17 protein-coding genes are annotated in these 16,090 nt (G+C 67.9%); 6 read left to right on the top strand and 11 right to left on the bottom strand.

The annotated features are described in order from the left end of the window. Positions 1-13: 13 nt before the first annotated feature. The 6 genes from AB5J62_RS43835 to AB5J62_RS43810 form a co-directional block, all read right to left on the bottom strand. Entirely contained in the window at positions 14-679 is a 666-nt protein-coding gene (locus tag AB5J62_RS43835; RefSeq protein WP_370945955.1) for a response regulator, read from the bottom strand. Further along, positions 676-1,785: a sensor histidine kinase gene (locus AB5J62_RS43830; RefSeq protein WP_370945954.1), complete on the bottom strand. Its 1,110-nt coding sequence runs from the start codon at positions 1,783-1,785 to the stop codon at positions 676-678. The genes AB5J62_RS43835 and AB5J62_RS43830 overlap by 4 nt, the downstream gene beginning before the upstream one ends. Before the next feature lie 59 nt (positions 1,786-1,844). Further along, complete coding sequence (locus tag AB5J62_RS43825) at positions 1,845-2,687, bottom strand: helix-turn-helix transcriptional regulator (RefSeq protein WP_370945953.1); 843 nt, start codon at positions 2,685-2,687, stop codon at positions 1,845-1,847. Positions 2,688-2,763: 76 nt separating this feature from the next. Further along, the gene (locus AB5J62_RS43820) at positions 2,764-3,405 is read right to left on the bottom strand and encodes a putative T7SS-secreted protein (protein WP_370945952.1); all 642 of its coding nucleotides are present in this window, start codon (positions 3,403-3,405) and stop codon (positions 2,764-2,766) included. A gap of 22 nt (positions 3,406-3,427) precedes the next feature. Further along, positions 3,428-3,727, bottom strand: coding sequence for a hypothetical protein (locus AB5J62_RS43815; RefSeq protein ID WP_370945951.1), 300 nt, complete (start codon positions 3,725-3,727; stop codon positions 3,428-3,430). Then, positions 3,727-4,584, bottom strand: a complete 858-nt coding sequence (locus AB5J62_RS43810) for a hypothetical protein (RefSeq protein ID WP_370945950.1) — start codon at positions 4,582-4,584, stop codon at positions 3,727-3,729. The genes AB5J62_RS43815 and AB5J62_RS43810 overlap by 1 nt, the downstream gene beginning before the upstream one ends. A gap of 334 nt (positions 4,585-4,918) precedes the next feature. Here AB5J62_RS43810 and AB5J62_RS43805 point away from each other — a divergent pair, with 334 nt between their 5' ends. Beyond that, positions 4,919-5,053, top strand: a complete 135-nt coding sequence (locus AB5J62_RS43805) for a hypothetical protein (protein ID WP_370945949.1) — start codon at positions 4,919-4,921, stop codon at positions 5,051-5,053. An 89-nt stretch (positions 5,054-5,142) separates the two neighbouring features. Continuing rightward, positions 5,143-6,561 carry an MFS transporter gene (locus tag AB5J62_RS43800; protein ID WP_370945948.1) on the top strand — a complete coding sequence of 473 codons (1,419 nt, stop codon included), beginning with the start codon at positions 5,143-5,145 and terminating at the stop codon, positions 6,559-6,561. Positions 6,562-6,604: 43 nt separating this feature from the next. On the opposite strand, the gene AB5J62_RS43795 is transcribed toward AB5J62_RS43800, so the two are convergent. Then, positions 6,605-7,210, bottom strand: a complete 606-nt coding sequence (locus AB5J62_RS43795; protein WP_370945947.1) for a Uma2 family endonuclease — start codon at positions 7,208-7,210, stop codon at positions 6,605-6,607. 118 nt (positions 7,211-7,328) lie between these two features. Between AB5J62_RS43795 and AB5J62_RS43790 the strand changes: the two genes are divergently transcribed. Genes AB5J62_RS43790 through AB5J62_RS43780 form a run of 3 tightly spaced genes read left to right on the top strand, consistent with a single transcriptional unit; the run spans position 7,329 to position 9,766 of the window. Beyond that, on the top strand, positions 7,329-8,366 hold the full coding sequence (locus AB5J62_RS43790) for an acyl-CoA dehydrogenase family protein (RefSeq protein WP_370945946.1): 1,038 nt from the start codon (positions 7,329-7,331) through the stop codon (positions 8,364-8,366). A gap of 4 nt (positions 8,367-8,370) precedes the next feature. After that, complete coding sequence (locus AB5J62_RS43785) at positions 8,371-8,895, top strand: RNA polymerase sigma factor (RefSeq protein WP_370945945.1); 525 nt, start codon at positions 8,371-8,373, stop codon at positions 8,893-8,895. Further along, positions 8,888-9,766: a VOC family protein gene (locus AB5J62_RS43780; protein WP_370945944.1), complete on the top strand. Its 879-nt coding sequence runs from the start codon at positions 8,888-8,890 to the stop codon at positions 9,764-9,766. The genes AB5J62_RS43785 and AB5J62_RS43780 overlap by 8 nt, the downstream gene beginning before the upstream one ends. Here AB5J62_RS43780 and AB5J62_RS43775 read toward each other — a convergent pair. The 3 genes from AB5J62_RS43775 to AB5J62_RS43765 are packed head-to-tail and all read right to left on the bottom strand — an operon-like array spanning position 9,763 to position 13,335. Then, positions 9,763-11,520: a gamma-glutamyltransferase family protein gene (locus AB5J62_RS43775; RefSeq protein WP_370945943.1), complete on the bottom strand. Its 1,758-nt coding sequence runs from the start codon at positions 11,518-11,520 to the stop codon at positions 9,763-9,765. The two genes, AB5J62_RS43780 and AB5J62_RS43775, sit on opposite strands and share 4 nt — an antisense overlap. Positions 11,521-11,530: 10 nt before the next feature. Then, positions 11,531-12,016, bottom strand: a complete 486-nt coding sequence (locus AB5J62_RS43770; protein ID WP_370945942.1) for an N-acetyltransferase family protein — start codon at positions 12,014-12,016, stop codon at positions 11,531-11,533. 17 nt (positions 12,017-12,033) lie between these two features. Continuing rightward, positions 12,034-13,335 (bottom strand): UDP-glucose/GDP-mannose dehydrogenase family protein, encoded by a 1,302-nt coding sequence (locus AB5J62_RS43765; protein ID WP_370945941.1) that lies wholly within the window; start codon positions 13,333-13,335, stop codon positions 12,034-12,036. A gap of 154 nt (positions 13,336-13,489) precedes the next feature. Between AB5J62_RS43765 and AB5J62_RS43760 the strand changes: the two genes are divergently transcribed. Next, positions 13,490-14,245 carry an SDR family NAD(P)-dependent oxidoreductase gene (locus AB5J62_RS43760; RefSeq protein ID WP_370945940.1) on the top strand — a complete coding sequence of 252 codons (756 nt, stop codon included), beginning with the start codon at positions 13,490-13,492 and terminating at the stop codon, positions 14,243-14,245. Positions 14,246-14,380: 135 nt separating this feature from the next. On the opposite strand, the gene AB5J62_RS43755 is transcribed toward AB5J62_RS43760, so the two are convergent. Further along, a complete protein-coding gene (locus AB5J62_RS43755) occupies positions 14,381-16,024 on the bottom strand; it encodes a TM0106 family RecB-like putative nuclease (protein ID WP_370945939.1) in 1,644 nt (547 codons plus the stop codon). Positions 16,025-16,090: the final 66 nt, after the last annotated feature.

Genomic DNA, 16,090 nt, shown 5'->3' with positions numbered 1-16,090 from the left:
AGCTGAGAAGCCGCTAACGCCCGCGCGGGGTGACGAGGCCCGATTCGTAGGCGAGCACCACAAGCTGGGCCCGGTCGCGGGCCCCGATCTTCGTCATGATCCGGCTGACGTGCGTGCGCGCGGTCGCCGACGAGATGACCAGCTGATTGGCGATCTCGTCGTTGGACAGCCCGCCGGCGACCAGCGCGAGCACCTCGCGTTCGCGGTCGGTGATCTCCCGGACGGCGCTGGTGTCGATCTGGCGGTTCTCCGGCCTGCCGACGAACTCCGCGATCAGCCGCCTGGTCACCGTGGGCGCCAGCAGCGACTCGCCGTCGGCCACCACCTTGAGCGCGCGGAGCAGCTCGACCGGCTCGGTGTCCTTGAGCAGGAAGCCGCTCGCGCCGGAGCGCAGCGCGTCGTAGACGTACTCGTCGACGTCGAAGGTGGTCAGCACCAGGACTTTCACGTGGTCGAGGTCAGGGTTCGAGGTGATCTTGCGGGTGGCCTCGATGCCGTCGACGCCGGGCATCCGGATGTCCATGACGACGATGTCGGGCTTGAATTCGGTCGCCATCGCGACGGCCTGGTCACCGTCGCCTGCCTCGCCAACGACCTCGAAGCCGTCTTCGGTCTCGAGTAGCACGCGGAATCCAGCACGCACCAGCACCTGGTCGTCGGCCAGCAGAACGCGGATCATGGCGCCCCCTCGATCGGTAACTCGGCTTTGATTTCGAACCCGCCGTCTACAACGGACGCCGTGAGCCGCCCGCCGAGCGCCGCCGCCCGCTCACCCATGCCCCGCAAGCCGTGTCCGGGTTTCGGCTGAACCGCTCCTGTCCCATCATCCCTGACGACGAGCAGGAATTGGAGATCTTGTTGTCCGAAATGGACATCGATCTTCGTCGGATCGTTGGCATGGCGCACAACGTTGGTCAGCGACTCCTGCAAGATCCGGTACGCGGCACCGTCGACCGGCGCGGGGAGGTCACCGGGCTCACCGTGAACCTGCACGTCAAGCCCGGTCGCGCGGGCTCCTTCAATCAGCTCGGACATCTGACGAAGACTTGGCGCAGGCGCGCGATCTTCGCCTCCACGAAGCAGCGCAACCGTTGCGCGAAGGTCCTTGAGCGCCGAAGCGCTCGCCTCCTTGATGTTGACCAACGCCTCCTTCGCCTGATCCGGCCTGCGGTCGGCGATGTGCGCGGCGACCCCGGCCTGGACGTTGATCATCGCCAGGCTGTGCGCGACGACGTCGTGCACCTCGCGCGCGATCCGCAGCCGTTCCTGCTCGGCCATCCGCTGCTGTTGTTCGGCCGCCCGCTCGCGGTTCGCCGCGATGACGGCCACCCGGTTCTGCACGGCCGTGGCGATCCCGATCACCGCGCTCGCCAGCACCAGAACCACCGCGCCACGCGAGTCCGGGATGACCGGGCCACCGGTGCTGACCGAGACGATCCAGCCACCGACGATCAGTGTGCCTGCGGCGGCACTCGCGACGATCCAGCCGCGAACCCTGGTCAGCACGAACAGCGCGATGGTCGGCAGCACGAACGCGGGACCGAGCGAGTAGTAGTGCACCGCGAAGTACGCCCAAGTGAGTACGCCCGAGGCGACGAAGACCGTCAACGGGAACCGCCGCCGCACGATCAGCGGCAGCCCGGCGGCCGCGAGCCAGAGGTAACCGAACGCGTCGAGCCGGTGCGTTTCCGGCTGCCACCTGGCCGCGCCGGTGTGCACGGCGAGCACGAAGAGGGTCGCGGCGACCGCGGTCACCGCGTCTCTCTTGCGCACTGTCTTCCACACGGGAGGCAAACTACTCCGAGTAGAGCGCCAACAGCGTCAGCCGAGAAGCGGTTCTCGTACTACGTCAGGTGCGGTATTCCGGCTTGGCTGAACATGGGCAGTTTGCCCGCTGTGTCCTCATCCGCCGGGGTGTAGGTCGCCATCATGACCTCGGAGCGCCTGCCGAGGTAGAGGTAGGAGAAGTTGAAGCGCAGCATGCCGACCTCGGGATGCAGGAACCGCTTGGTGAGGATCCGCTCGGCGCTGACCTCGTGCTGATCCCACACCTGCTCGAACAACGGCGACTCCGCGCGCAACCGCTTGACCAGGCATTTCCACGCGGGTTCGGTGAGATGTTCGGCCATCGCGGCGCGGAACGAGGAGATCACCCGAGGCAGGTTGATCTCCCAGTCGGGCAGACGGCGGCGCCACTCGGGGTTGGTCAGGCACTGCAGCAGGGTGTTGCGATCCTCGAACGGGAGGTTGTCGACATCGCCCATCAGCCAGTTGTAGGCCCGGTTGTAGGCGAGCAGGTCGCACCGCGCGTTGCGCACCGCGACCGGGAACGGCTCGAGCTGGGTCATCATCGCCTGCGTGGCCGGGGTGATCACCCGGCATTCGGTCTTGATGGCCGGTTCGGGCGCGCCCGCGAGGGTGAACAGGTGCGTGTGCTCGTACGGGTCCAGCCGCAGCGTCCGCGAGATGGCCTCGAGCACCTGCTCGGACGCGTTGATGTCACGCCCCTGCTCCAGCCAGGTGTACCAGGTGACCCCGACCCCGGCGAGCTGCGCGACCTCCTCGCGCCGCAGGCCCGGCGTGCGACGGCGTCCGCCGAGCGGCAGCCCGACCTGGTCCGGCGTGATGCGCTCACGGCGGCTGCGGAGGAAGGACGCCAGCTCGTGGCGCTGGACGGCTGCGGTCATGTATCCAGGTTCGCATAGGCGTGAGCCTGGTGCCAGGTAGTCGTAGTACCAGGATGAACAGGCTCCTGGTACCAGGTTAAGACGCCAGACCGCGCCAAGCAAGCAGGATGGCGTCGCTCAGCTTCTGCACCTCCGCACGGTAGGGCTCCAGGTCACGATGCGCCTGATACGGGCTGAAATTGGACTTCCGCGTCACGGCCGGCAGCCGTGGCGGCGGCACCAGGGTGAGCTTGAGCGGCTCGGCCTGCCGAGTTCGCTCAGGCAGCAACGGACGGACCGCCGCGAACTCACCGGCAGCCGCCGTGAGCTTGCGTGCGGCGTGGTCTGCCGCCGAAGCCAACTGCGCCTTCCACCTGACGATCGACATCCGGGCGGCTTCGTAGCGAAGTGGATGCGGGCTCGCGCGGATCGTGGCCACTTCGGCCGCGCGTAGTCGCTGCAGGTTTTCGAGCGTGTCCTGGTAGGCGCCCAGTGCTGCGGCCGCGTCACGGTGGGCGTCAGCCGCGATGTTGTACTGCTTGACCAGTGCGAACTGTGACCCCTCGAAGCGCAGAGCCGCCTTGCCGTTCCAGCTCGAAACTTGCGCTCGCCTCACCGAGCGCCCAGCGTCGTCGAGGCAGTCAGCGAGGATGGTGAGTCGCCGGCACTCGTTGTCCATGGCCGCAGCGTTTCCGGCGATCGGCGGCAGCAACAAGCTCGGATCGTCGATCTCGTCCATTGTTCCGATCCTTCAGCCTGATCTAAGCCTGCTCGCCGAATGGGCGAAGAACTTCGACCGTGTCGTTGTCGAATGTCTCGTAGAGTCCAGCGGATTCCCGCAGCCGACCGGCGAGTTCCGCGGTGGTGTCCAGAATCATGCGCACTCCGGCCTTTCCTTCGTCTTGGAAACCCTGCAATGCGTCCGCCAGTACGTCATCGCCTACCTGCTTCGAGTCGATCTGATATTTCAGGGTCGCCTGATCGCGGAGTTCGATCGTCACCTCGCGCAATGCCGTGGACGTATCGCGCAGTTCCTCAGGGTCCACGGAAAACCCGGTCACTACAACCTCCCCGCGAGTTCGGCGACGAGTTCTCGCGGCAGCACGAGGACGTCCAAGGCGATCTGGCCCAATTGCGGACTCGGATTCAACACAATTCCCGCGTGACGGCTGGCTCGAGTCATACCTAGCACAATGTCAGCGCCCCTCTTGATCGCGACGGCGTCCGACCACGGTGGACGGACGACGTGCCGGTAGACATCAAGTCGCCGCTGATCCCCGAAGACGCACAACCAGGCGCCGGATTCTGGAACACTCACGATCGCGGGACGATTGTCCAAGGTCCGTGGCTCGTAGACACTCGCGTCGATGAACGCGTCGATGGCCTCACCTGCCGGATCCTTGGGCTCCCATAATCCGCGGACTTTTCCGTCGAGTCCTGCCGCGTCTTCCCAGGTCGGGTTTCTCCCCTCCCTGGCAACCACCTGACGGATCCGACCGTCCGGGACAGGCGCGAGTGGACTGTCCAGGCTTCGATCCAACTCGGCGAAGAAGTCATCGAGCAACCGGGGGACATTCCTCGTGGAAAGCCCTTTGCCACCTTGACTCTGCAGCCAGGCACACCGACCGCCGTACTGAAGTGCGCTGACCTCCTCGTCGAGCGAAAAGTTGAAAGCCGTCTTGATCGCAAGCGTCATCTGCTCATCGCGAATGACGCCAAGCACGTCTTCGAGGCGGATGACGATTTTGGCGCGAACGACCTCGATGGAGTCCCCATCGTCGATGCCCCACAAAGCACACAACTCGGCGCCGAGCTTCTTGCGGATCCCGGGTTTCCTGACGCCCAGCGCTTTATGCAACCCACGTGCGGCTTCCTTCGCAAGTTTGAGCGGGTCTTTTCCCCCAGCAGGAACCGGCATCCTTGTCGCTTTCTGTTAGGTCCGGGATGTCTCCAGAAAACATGCACGTCAGGTCCAGCTTCGGCCGATCAGGCTACCCAACCGCGACGACGTTACAGAACCAGGTCCGGCAAACCTAGGATGAGCAGGCAATCTGCCATATTTCCGCCACCGCGTTTCAAGATCATTGACAGGTCGCCAAGACCGAGAATGGCGGCTTTTCGGCGAATCCCCAATCTTCTGGCGCATTCTTGACGTGTTTCCGCTGGCACGTGACACCAAGAGCTTCCCGTAACTAACGTCCGGTTTGTACACAGCACCGCCGCGCAGCGCGGCATTCGCACTGGGAGTCTTCATGCAGCCGCTCGTCAGCCTCGGACTAGCCGCCCTCGTCGGCCTACAAGCCGCTTACATCGCCACCTGGCGCCACTACTCGACCCGCATCGAGCAGCTGCGTCGCGAGCTGGAGTGGGAGCGGAGCCGCCGTTGACCTGACGGTGAGCCTGGTGCCAGGTAGTCGTAGTACCAGGATGAACAGGCTCCTGGTACCAGGTTCCGAGTCGATGGATCGTAGTACCCATGACCTTGACTCAAGCCGCGCCGACGCGCGTAGTCAGGCCGGGCCTGTCCAGTGCGGGCCTGGTCACCGTGCTGCTGGGGGCGGCACTTCCGATTATCGACTTCTTCATCGTCAACGTCGCGCTGCCGACGATCAACGCCGATCTGCACGCGTCCACCGCCACCCTGGAGCTGGTGGTCGCGGCGTACGGCATCTCGTACGCGCTGTTGCTGGTGGTGGGTGGGCGCCTGGGGGACGCCTACGGCCGCCGTCGTCTGTTCTTCATAGGGCTCATGGCGTTCACCGTGACCTCGCTGCTCTGCGGCATCGCACCGTCCGTCGACCTGCTGGTGCTGGCCAGGGCGTTGCAAGGAGCGGCGTCGGCGTTGATGCTGCCGCAGGTCCTTTCGATCATCCAGGCGTCGACCTCGGGGGAAAGCCGGTCGAAGGCGCTGGGTCTTTACGGGGCCATGGGCGGGATCTCGACCGTCGTCGGTCAGCTGGTCGGCGGACTGCTCGTCTCGGCTGATCTGTGGGGCACCGGCTGGCGGCCGATCTTCCTGGTCAACGTGCCGATCGGCCTCGTCGGACTGTGGCTCGCCAGGCAGACGCTGCCGGAGAGCCGGTCGGAGAACCCGCACGGCGTCGACCGCCTCGGCACGGTGCTGCTGGGTGTCTCGATCCTCTCGCTGCTGGTCCCGCTCATGGAGGGACGCGCGCTGGGCTGGCCGGCGTGGAGCATCGCGCTGCTGGCCGTGTTCCCGTTCGCCGTCTGGGGTTTCGTGGTGGTGGAGCGGCGGATCGAGCGTTCCGGCGCGATGCCGTTGCTGCCGCCGTCGGTGATGCGGATGCCGTCGATGCGTCGCGGGCTGCTGGTGGGGGTGCCGTTCTTCGCGGGGTTCGGGGCGTTCATGTTCGTGGTCGCGGTGACGTTGCAGGAAGGCCTGCACTTCGGACCGCTGAAGTCCGGGCTGGCGCTGACCCCGATGGCCGTCGGTTTCTTCACGATGTCGCTGGTCAGCAGCCGGTTCGTGACGCGCTACGGGCAGCGGGTCGTGGTGGCGGGCGCGGCGATCCAGCTGCTCGGGCTGCTGGTGCTCGTCGGGACGATGGCGATGGCCTGGCCGGCGGTCACGGTGTTCGACTTGGCGCCGGGGATGTTGCTGGCCGGGATCGGGCAGGGGCTGGCGATGACGACGTTGTTCCGGATCGTGCTCTCGCGGGTGCCTGCTGAGATCGCGGGTGTCGGCAGCGGGGTGATGACCACGACTCAGCAGACCTCGCTGGCGCTGGGGATCGCGACTTTGGGGAGTCTGTTCGCCTCGCTGATCGGGTCGATCGGGGTTCGCGATGGGTTCATGATCGTCATCGGGCTGCAGTGCTTGATGACGGCGGGTGTCATGTGGTTCGCGCGGCGCCTGCCGGATCCGCGGGGGTAAAGGGGTCGTGCGCGTTGCGGGCGGTTAGAACCGCCCGGAACGCTCACGAGTCCAGTTGGTCGAGGTCGAGCTTGAGCGGGAAAGGCTCGGTGGTGGTGAACGTTCCGGTCGCCGCGGGAGCGTCCTGGTAGCCGAAAACGCCAGCCTGATGGCACGCGACGAGCGACGCCCGGTCAACGAGGTCGACGATCCAGTAGTGCGGGATCCCGGCATCGGCGTACTCACCGTGTTTGGTGACGTAATCGGTGCGCTTCGAACCCGGCGACACGATTTCGACGACCACCACGACCTCGGACGCCTGATATATACCGCCGTCAGCGTCAAGCCGCACTCCCGCGGCCTTGCTCACTACGACCAGGTCCGGCCGTCTGGAGAACGCCAGCCCGTTACCGGCCAGGTCCCCGAGGTCGATGTCGATGTCCTGAACAACCTCGAGGTCGCCAGGTAGCTGCGGAATTAGTTGCATTGCCAGCTTCAGCGAAGCCACATTGTGCGCACGCCGGGGACTCGGTGACATGTGGAGACGACCTTCTACGAGTTCGGTGTAACCCGATTCGGTCTCACCCAGCGACAGATATTCCTCAAGGGTCAGCAGGTGATCGGGCATCGCGAGCCACGGGTGTCCTTGCGGTTCTGGAAGGGCCGTCACTGCGTCTCCTCACGTCACCGGCATTGTCTCATGATCCGCGATCGGAGCCTCCACACTACCATGTGGCCTAGTCCACTTCTGCAGCCCGGTCGAGGTGAAATTAGGGTAACCTAACTTCATGCTGGTCGAACGGGCCCGTGCCCTTGCCGATGACGTGCTGTTTCCGGCTGCGGCCGAGGTGGATGCGAAGGGCGAGGTGCCGCGGGCGCACTTCGACCGGCTGGCGGCTGAGGGTTTCTACGGCCTGGCGGCGCCTGCTGAGGCGGGTGGTGCCGGTGCCGAGTTCCCGGAGCTGATCGCGGTGCTGGAAACGCTGGCCGGTGGCTGCCTGAGCACGATGTTCACCTGGATCCAGCATCACGGGCTGGTGGTGGGGCTGCTCGGCTCGTCGAACGAGGCGTTGCGGGACAAGTACCTCGCGTCGCTGATCAGGGGTGATCTCCGTGCCGGGGTCGCGTACGCGGGGGTGATTCCGACGCCGCCGCGGATGCGCGCGACGCGGGTCGACGGTGGGTTCGTGTTCGAGGGTGAGGCGCCGTTCGTGAGTGGCTGGGGCAGCATCGATGTGCTCCAGCTGTCCGGGCGGGACGGCGAGACCGTGGTCAATGCCGTCATCCGGCCGGTGGCGGGGCCGAACGTCGCGGTCAGGCGGCTGGAGCTGGTGGCGGCGCAGGGCACTTCGACTGTCGGGCTGACCCTGGACGGCCTTTATGTGCCGCGCGAGAACGTTTTCGCCGAAGTGGCTCATGCGGACTTCGTCGCCGGGAACACCTTCGCGTCGCGGCTGAACGGGTGTGCGCCGCTGGGGATCGCCGAGCGGGCGGCTCGGCTGATCGAGGAAGCCGGGAAGGCGGAAACCGCCGCTTCGCTGCGGGCCGAGCAGACGGAGATCCGCGCCGCGCTTGACGCGGGGCTGGCCGATCCGGGCGGGCTGCCGCAGGCCAGGGCGCGGGCCGCCGAGCTGGCTTTCCGGTCTGCGGGCGCGCTGGTCGCGGCGGTCGGGAGCAGTGCCGTGCTCGCCGGTCAGCACGCGCAGCGGCTGGTCAGGGAGGCGACGTTCCTGCTGGTCGCGGGCAGCAGGCCGGAGATCAAGTCGGCGCTGCTGGAAAAATTCGAGATTCACCCGTCGGAAAACCGGGTCCCCGAGCGACGATGAGGATGTGACGGAACCACGGGTACAGCGGGACCCGGCCTTCGCGCTGCTGGCTCTGTACGAGTCGGCGCTGCCGGAGGTCTATGGGTACCTGCTGTCCCGGTGCGGTGATCGCACGCTGGCCGAGGAGCTCACGTCCGAGACCTTCCTCGGCGCGGTCAGTGCCTGCCGCAAGGATTACGCGCCCGCGGTGAGCACCGGGTGGCTGATCGGCGTCGCCCGGCACAAGCTCGCCGACCATTGGCGGCGCAAGGAACGTGAGGAGCGCGGGCTCCGGATCGTCCACGACAGCGCGCCCGAGGTCACTGATCCGTGGGACGGGGAACTCGACGCGCTGCTGGCGAGGCAGGTGCTCGCGACGCTCGGCGCGCATCACCGGTCGGCGTTGACGTTGCGCTATGTCGACGGGCTCGGCGTGCCAGAGGTCGCCGCGCATTTGGGACGCAGTGTGCACGCGACCGAGGCGTTGCTGGTCAGGGCGCGCACGGCGTTTCGGAAGGCCTATCAGGAGAAGGAGGGCAGCGATGCTTGATCCGTTCGACGCGCTTCGCCGTCCTCCACAGCCCATCGAACCCGACGCGGACTTCGCCGAGGAGCTGCTGACGCGGCTTCGCGAGGCCGTGCTGCGAGGAGAAGACATGACCACGACCGAGGCGCCGTCGCGCGCCGAAACCCGCTCGCTCACGCCCTACCTGGCCGTTTCCGACGCGCGGGCGGCGCTGGACTTCTACGTCGAGGTGTTCGGCGCGGTCCGGCGAGGCGACCCGATCGTCATGGAAGACGGGAAGATCGGGCATGCCGAGCTGGCCATCGGCGACTCCGTGCTGATGCTGGCCGAGGAGCACCCCGAGATCGGGCATGTCGCCTCGACGACCGGCGGGGCGTCGGTGCGAGTCGAGGTGTCCGATGTGGACGCCAGCTTCGGCAGGGCGGTTGAGCTGGGCGCCGAGGTGATCCGGCCGGTGACGGCGTCGGCCTACGGCACGAGCGGGGCGTTCCGTGACCCGTTCGGCCAGCGGTGGCTGGTGTCGCAGGCGGCGGCGCCGACCGCGCCGGAGCAGAAGCCTGCCAAGCACGGCGAAGCCATGTACTTCACCTTCCAGGCCCCGGACGACAAGCTCGCGAAGACGTTCTACAGCGCGGTTCTGGGCTGGCAGTTCTCGGCGGGACGCGTCGAAGGCGCTTGGGGCTTCGAAGGTCCCGGACTTCCTGGCGGGCTCTGGGGCGGGCAGCAGCAGGTCGGCTGGAAGCTGATGTATGCCGTCGACGACCTCGAAGCCGCGCTCGACCGCGTTCGGGCGCAGGGCGGCCAGCCTGGCGAAATCGAGCACAACCCGTACGGCGACACCGCGGATTGCACCGATGACCAGGGCATCGAGTTCTGGCTCTGGCGCAAGCCCTAGCGCCCGGCGGCGTAGCCCTGCGCGCCCCGCGCGTTGGCGGCGGCGCGCAGGATGCCGGTGGCCGGGTCGCGCGACACGGCCGACAACCTGCCCAGTGACCACGGGCCGGCGTCGACGACCCGGTGCCCGCGCTCGGCGAGTTCGTCCAATGTGGACTGTCCGACCCTGGACTCGACGACCAGCTCACGCGGCGTCCACGAGCGCGGGTAGAACGAACTCGGGAACGCCGTGGTGTGCCAGGCAGGCGAGTCGATGGCCTCTTGGAGGTTCAGGCCGCCGAGCGTGTGCGCGAGCCAGAAACACAGCTGCCATTGGTCTTGCTGGTCGCCGCCCGGCGTGCCGAACGCGATCGCCGGCTCGCCGTGGCGCAGCGCCATCGACGGCGAAAGCGTGATGCGCGGGCGTTTCCCCGGCCGCAGTGAGTTCGGCAGGCCCTGTTCGAGCCAGAACATCTGGGCGCGCGAGTCGAGGCAGAAGCCGAGTTCGGGGATCGTCGGGCTCGACTGCAGCCAGCCGCCGGACGGGGTCGCGGACACCATGTTGCCCGCGGCGTCGACGACGTCGATGTGCACGGTGTCGCCCCGCGTCCGCCCCTGCGGGCCGACGGTCGGCTCCCCGGTCGCACCGGAACCCGCTTGCGCGCCACGGAGTTCCTCGATGATCGACGGCAGACGGCCGCCGTTGCCCGGCCGCAGTTCCGCGCTCGCCTCATCGGTGATCAGCGCGCGGCGCGCGGCCGTGTATTCGGCGGACAGCAGGACGTCGAGCGGAACGTCGGTGTCGCCGTACCAGGCCTCGCGGTCCGCGAACGCGAGCTTCGCGCACTCGGTGGCGAGGTGCACGGTGCGCGCCGTCGGCACACCATCCACATAGGACAACTCGTCGCGGAAACCGTCCAGCAGCAACACTTGCTGAGCGAGCGCCGGTCCTTGCGTCCAGGCGCCGAGCTTGACGAGGCCCCAGTCGCCGACGTCGGTGATCAGCGCGTCCTCGTAGGTCGCTTCCCAGTTCGCGAGGTCGTCAGCGGTGAGCAGGCCCGCGTGGTCGCGGCCGGAGTCGTCGCGGAACGCCTGGCGGCTGAACGCGTCGATCGACTCGGCGATGAACCCGCGCGACCAGGCACGGCGCGCGGTCTCGATCTGGGCGTCGCGGTCGTTGACGGACTCGGCCTCGCGCAGCAGCCGTTCCCAGGTCGCGGCCAGCGCGGGGTTGCGATGCAGTTCTCCGGGCTTGGCGTGCAGCCACAGCTCGGCGGACGACGTCCAGTGATCGCGGAACAGGTCGGACACCGCGGCGATCGTGTCGGTGACGCGTGCGACGAGCGGCACCCCGTCGCGGGCGTACGAGATCGCGTACTTGAGCACGTCACGCAGGCGTTTCGTGCCGTGGTCACGCAGCATGAGCAGCCAGCCGTCCCACGCGCCCGGCACGGTCGCGGCCAGCAGCCCGGAGCCGGGAATGAGATCGAGGCCCAGGCCGGCGAAGTGTTCCGGCGTCGCGGCGCCGGGCGAAACACCCTGGCCGGCGAGCACGCGCGGCGTCCGGTCCGCCGCGGTCACGAAGATCGCGGGCACCTGCCCGCCGGGGCCGTTCAGATGCGGCTCGGCGACTTGGAGCACGAACCCGGCGGCGACCGCCGCGTCGAAGGCGTTGCCGCCGTCTTCGAGCACCGCCATCCCGGTGGCCGAGGCCAGCCAGTGTGTCGATGCCACCATGCCGTGGGTACCGGCGAGTTCCGGCCTGGTCGTGAACACGCCTCAAATACTACGCGTTGCTAACGACTTTCACGTAGCGATGAGCCGGTACGAGAATCAGCCCATCGGTACTCGGCGCGTGATGGTCGAACGGTCCCTCGTCGGCCCAGCCTTGCCGCTCGTAGAACTTGCGGGCCCTGGCGTTGCCCTCGACCACGGCGAGCCAGGCCTGCTTGTGCCCGTTGCGCAGCACCACCTGCTCCGCCGTGGCGAGCAGCACGGCGGCCACCCCGGTCCCCCGGTGCCCCGCCGAGACATAGACCTGCTCGACCTCGTCGGCGATCACCATGACGAACCCGGCGAGCACCCCGCCGACGATCGCGACGACCGTCTCCCCGACCTGCTCGGCGGCGCGGGTCCCGAACGACTCGTCGGTGCGGACCTCGACGAGCCCGTCGGGCACGTTGCCGAGGTGAGCGTCGCGCCAGCCGTCGCGCCAGATCTGGGCGACGGCGGGCACGTCGGCCGAAGTCGCAGGTCGCAGGGTCACAGACATGGGCCCGACCCTAGTACTTAAGCGTTGACCTCGCGGCGCACTCGGGGGCGGCCGATGCCCTGCCAGCACAGGCCGACGTCCAGGATCGCTTGCGGGTCAAGGAGATTGCGGGTGTCGACGACCGTGTCGCCGTCCATCTGCTCGGCCATGTAGGACCAGTCGAGGCGCTTGAACTCGTCCCATTCGGTCAGCACCACGACCACGTCGGCCGCCTTGGCGACCTGGTACGGGTCGTCGACGACGGTCATGCCCGCGATCTCGCCGCCGACGGCGGGGTCGTAGGCCGTGAGTTCGGCGCCGAGCGCGCACAAGACCGAGGAGACCGCGAGCGCGGGCGAGTCGCGCAGGTCGTTGGTGCCCGCCTTGAACGCGAGGCCGAGCACTCCGATGCGGGCGCCGTTGAGCGTGCCGCCGACCGCGCCGGCGATCTTGGCGACCACGCGGTCGCGTTGGGCGATGTTCTCCTCGATCGCGGAGTTGAGCAGGCCGAAGTCGTACTGCACCGACTCGGCGATCTTGACCAGCGCGCTGGTGTCCTTCGGAAGGCAGGAGCCGCCCCAGCCGGGGCCGGGCTTGAGGAAGGACCGGCCGATGCGACGGTCGTAGCCCATGCCCTCGGTGACGACCGTGATGTCCGCGCCGAGACGCTCGCAGAGTTCGGCGATCGAGTTGACGTAGGAGAGCTTGACCGCGAGGAAGCAGTTCGCGGCGTACTTGACCAGTTCGGCGCTGGCCGCGTCGCAGACGACGGTGGCCGATGCCAGGCTTTCGTAGAGCGAGCCGACCCAGGTGGCGGCTTCGCGGTCGTCAGAGCCGACGACGATGCGGTCCGGGTTGAGGAAGTCGACGACCGCGGTGCCCTCGCGGAGGAACTCCGGGTTCGACACGACCGGGATGTCCGAGCGGCCGACCATCTCGCGGATCCGCCGCGAGGTGCCGACGGGCACGGTCGACTTGGTGATCAGCGCGCAGCCGGACGGCAGCACGTCGCCGATCTCTTCGGTCACGGCCTCCACGGCGCGCAGGTCGGCCGAGCCGCCCGCGCCCATCGGAGTCGGCACGCAGAGGAACACGCCCTCGGCGTCCTGCACGGCCTCGCGGGCTCCGACGACGAAAGTCAGCCGCCCGCTGGTCAGTCCTCTGGCGACCAATTCGGACAAACCGGGTTCGAGAATGTCGACCCTGCCTGCCGAGAGCCGCGCGACCTTCGCCTGGTCGACGTCCACGCACGTGACGCGGTGACCCAGGCTGGCCAAGCAGGCCCCCGTGGTCAAGCCGACGTATCCGGTCCCCACCACCACGATCCGAGCTGCGGTCATGATTGCGAAGGTCTCAGCCGGAGTTGACCGCGAAACTAACAAAGGTGGGCCTCCCCGAGTACTCCTCACGACAGGTGAGGCAGCACACTGGCGACGAAAGTGCGAACGAGCGTTAACCTGTTCTCGGTCTCACGCAGGTCATGAAGGGATGAACATGCAGATCACCGACACGTCCGCGCTCGTCACGGGTGGCGCCTCCGGTCTCGGCTTCGCCACGGCATCGGCGCTCGCCGCGAAGGGCGCGCGGGTTTTCGCGCTCGACCTCGCGGGTTCGATCGAGAAGGCCGAGAAGGTCGACGGCGTCACCTACGTCGAGGCCGACGTGACGGACCCCGAGCAGGTCCAGTCCGCCGTCGACACGGCGGCCGGATCCGGCCCGCTGCGGACCGTGGTGAACTGCGCGGGCATCGGCCCGGCCGGGCGCGTGCTGTCCAAGAAGGGCCCGCACGACCTCAACCTGTACGCCAAGGTCATCCAGATCAACCTGATCGGCACCTTCAACGTGCTCACGCTCGCCTCGGAGGCCATCGCCAAGACCGAGCCGCTCGAGCACGACGCACGCGGCGTCATCATCAACACCGCCTCGGTCGCCGCCTACGACGGCCAGATCGGCCAGGTCGCGTACTCCTCGTCCAAGGGCGGCGTGGTCGGCATGACCCTGCCCGCCGCGCGTGACCTGGCCTCGCACGGCATCCGCGTGATGACGATCGCGCCGGGCATCATCGAGACGCCGATGCTCGCGACCGTCTCCGAGGAGTTCCGCGCGACGCTGGCCGCCGGGGTGCCGTTCCCGAAGCGGCTCGGCCGGGCGGACGAGTACGCCCAGCTCGCGCTGGCGATCATCGACCACGACTACCTGAACGGCGAGGTCATCCGGATGGACGGCTCGCTCCGGATGGCTCCTCGCTAGGTCCTGGGAAAAAATCCCAATGCGTCTTTCGGTACCTCCCAGGTGCCGAAAGACGCATTGGGGACCTGGCAGGGACCGAAAGACGCATTCGGGACCCACCAAGGACCGAAAGACGCATTGGGATTTTTACCGGGGTCAGAGGTCGCCTAGGTAGGGGACGGTGGCCATGGCGGGGCCGGACATCCAGGTGCGGAGGACGCGGGTGGCTTGGACGTCGTCTTCGTTGTAGCGGAGGAGGCGGTCGCGCTGGGTGTGGTCGGGGATGTCGCCGTCCATGCCGACGGCGTCGCGGTACCAGCTCATCGAGGCTTCGCCGCCGGCTTCGGGGTCGCGCCAGGTGAAGCCGGCGACCGGGGCGATGACTTTGAGGCCTTTGCCTTGGGAGCAGAGGAACTGGTCGGTGACGCTGCGGAAGAGGTCGACCCACTCCTCGGAATCCACAAAGGACTGGATGTCCTTCTTCGTCGGGATGCCGGGGTATTCGCCGAAGCGCTCGACCGAGCCGAAGAGCCAGCGGTTCTCGGCCATCGCGTTGTAGCAGTAGGCGCTGAATGTCAGGCCTGCCGCGGCCGTGCGCTCGCGGACTTCGCTGAGCCAGGCCCAGAACTCGGCGAACGAGCGTGCCTCGTCGGCTGTCGGCAGTGGGTCCCAGGTGACGAACGCGCGGTAGCCCTGCGGCATGCCGATGTCGGCGCCGGTGAGCAGCGAGCCCCACATGTAGGCGCCGGATTCGCCGAAGCTCTCCATGTCGACGTCGACCTCGACGTCCGCGCGCGGGACGAACACGTCGCGGGTGCGGCGGACCACCGTGAGGTCGGCGAGCCAGGCGCGGGCGAGGTACACCGCGTCGGCGAAACTCGGGCCGGTCCATGGCATCGGCGGTTCTTCGTCGGGGTTCATCGCGGCCAGCTTGTCCACAGTGGAGATTCCGGCCTTGCGTAGCTCGGCCGCGTCCTCGCCGCGTGCCACGAGGCTGACGTCGCGCGTGTTGTTCAGCTCGGTCTCGCAGGTGGGCCACCACGGGCAGCGGCGGCATTCCAGCACGCGGGACGGCTCGGCGAGCGCGGGTTCGCCGTTCGACGCGGCCGTCGCGATCGCGAGACGGTCGGCGAACCGGGTCTCGTATTCGGCGAGCGCGCTGCGGCCGCCTGGCCAGGTGGGGGAAGCCAGGTCGTGCCAGACGACGACGTCGGCGTCGAGTCCGATGACCCCGCCGATCGCGCGGCCGGTTTCGGCGTGGCCCAGCGTCTCCAGCATCTTGCGCAGGTGGACCAGCCGCAGCAGGTCGCGCGGCTGCGAGCGGACCTTGCGGGCCGGGTCGGGCAGCTGGTTCGCCGCGTCGAGGTCGAGCATCGGGGTGGTCATCGCGCCGGAGCCGCGGTCGGTGATGCGGTGCCGGACGACCAGCACCGGCAGATAACCCTGACTGGTCCGGACCAGCAGTTCCGAGCCGCCACGCCGATGTCCGACGCGATCGGCGGGCAGCAGACCACCCCAGATGTACCGCGCACCGGCCGCGAGAGCGCTCTCCGTGGCCTCGACCCGCTCGGCCGCGGGCTGGTCGCGGGCGATGGTCACCCAGCCGTCGCCGGCGTTCGCGGCCTCTTCGAGCTGCCGCGCGATCTCCTTGCGGTGCGCGGTCGCGTCGGCGATGCGCTGCTCGGCGGCGGGGTCGGGCGGGGCAAGCGGAACGTCACGCATGTCCGGGTCGTGGTCCAGGTGCACACGACGACGGCAGCGGCTGACCGCGCCAGCATCGAGGAGAACATCCGGGCCCATAGACGTCACTCTATGCAAGAACCCGGACACCGACATGCTCGCGGTCACCTGTGCCAGTAAGTTCGT

The sequence above is a fragment of the Amycolatopsis sp. cg5 genome, from assembly GCF_041346955.1.
GTDB lineage: Bacteria > Actinomycetota > Actinomycetes > Mycobacteriales > Pseudonocardiaceae > Amycolatopsis.
This window is presented reverse-complemented; position numbering and strand designations above follow the sequence as displayed.

What these genes read in the sequence shown, in the direction of transcription:
- AB5J62_RS43835 (WP_370945955.1), bottom strand. Translation starts at nt 679, where the DNA reads ATGATCCGCGTTCTGCTGGCCGACGACCAGGTGCTGGTGCGTGCTGGA.
- AB5J62_RS43825 (WP_370945953.1), bottom strand. Translation starts at nt 2,687, where the DNA reads ATGACCGCAGCCGTCCAGCGCCACGAGCTGGCGTCCTTCCTCCGCAGC.
- AB5J62_RS43820 (WP_370945952.1), bottom strand. Translation starts at nt 3,405, where the DNA reads ATGGACGAGATCGACGATCCGAGCTTGTTGCTGCCGCCGATCGCCGGA.
- AB5J62_RS43810 (WP_370945950.1), bottom strand. Translation starts at nt 4,584, where the DNA reads ATGCCGGTTCCTGCTGGGGGAAAAGACCCGCTCAAACTTGCGAAGGAA.
- AB5J62_RS43805 (WP_370945949.1), top strand. Translation starts at nt 4,919, where the DNA reads ATGCAGCCGCTCGTCAGCCTCGGACTAGCCGCCCTCGTCGGCCTACAA.
- AB5J62_RS43800 (WP_370945948.1), top strand. Translation starts at nt 5,143, where the DNA reads ATGACCTTGACTCAAGCCGCGCCGACGCGCGTAGTCAGGCCGGGCCTG.
- AB5J62_RS43790 (WP_370945946.1), top strand. Translation starts at nt 7,329, where the DNA reads ATGCTGGTCGAACGGGCCCGTGCCCTTGCCGATGACGTGCTGTTTCCG.
- AB5J62_RS43780 (WP_370945944.1), top strand. Translation starts at nt 8,888, where the DNA reads ATGCTTGATCCGTTCGACGCGCTTCGCCGTCCTCCACAGCCCATCGAA.
- AB5J62_RS43770 (WP_370945942.1), bottom strand. Translation starts at nt 12,016, where the DNA reads ATGTCTGTGACCCTGCGACCTGCGACTTCGGCCGACGTGCCCGCCGTC.
- AB5J62_RS43765 (WP_370945941.1), bottom strand. Translation starts at nt 13,335, where the DNA reads ATGACCGCAGCTCGGATCGTGGTGGTGGGGACCGGATACGTCGGCTTG.
- AB5J62_RS43760 (WP_370945940.1), top strand. Translation starts at nt 13,490, where the DNA reads ATGCAGATCACCGACACGTCCGCGCTCGTCACGGGTGGCGCCTCCGGT.
- AB5J62_RS43755 (WP_370945939.1), bottom strand. Translation starts at nt 16,024, where the DNA reads ATGGGCCCGGATGTTCTCCTCGATGCTGGCGCGGTCAGCCGCTGCCGT.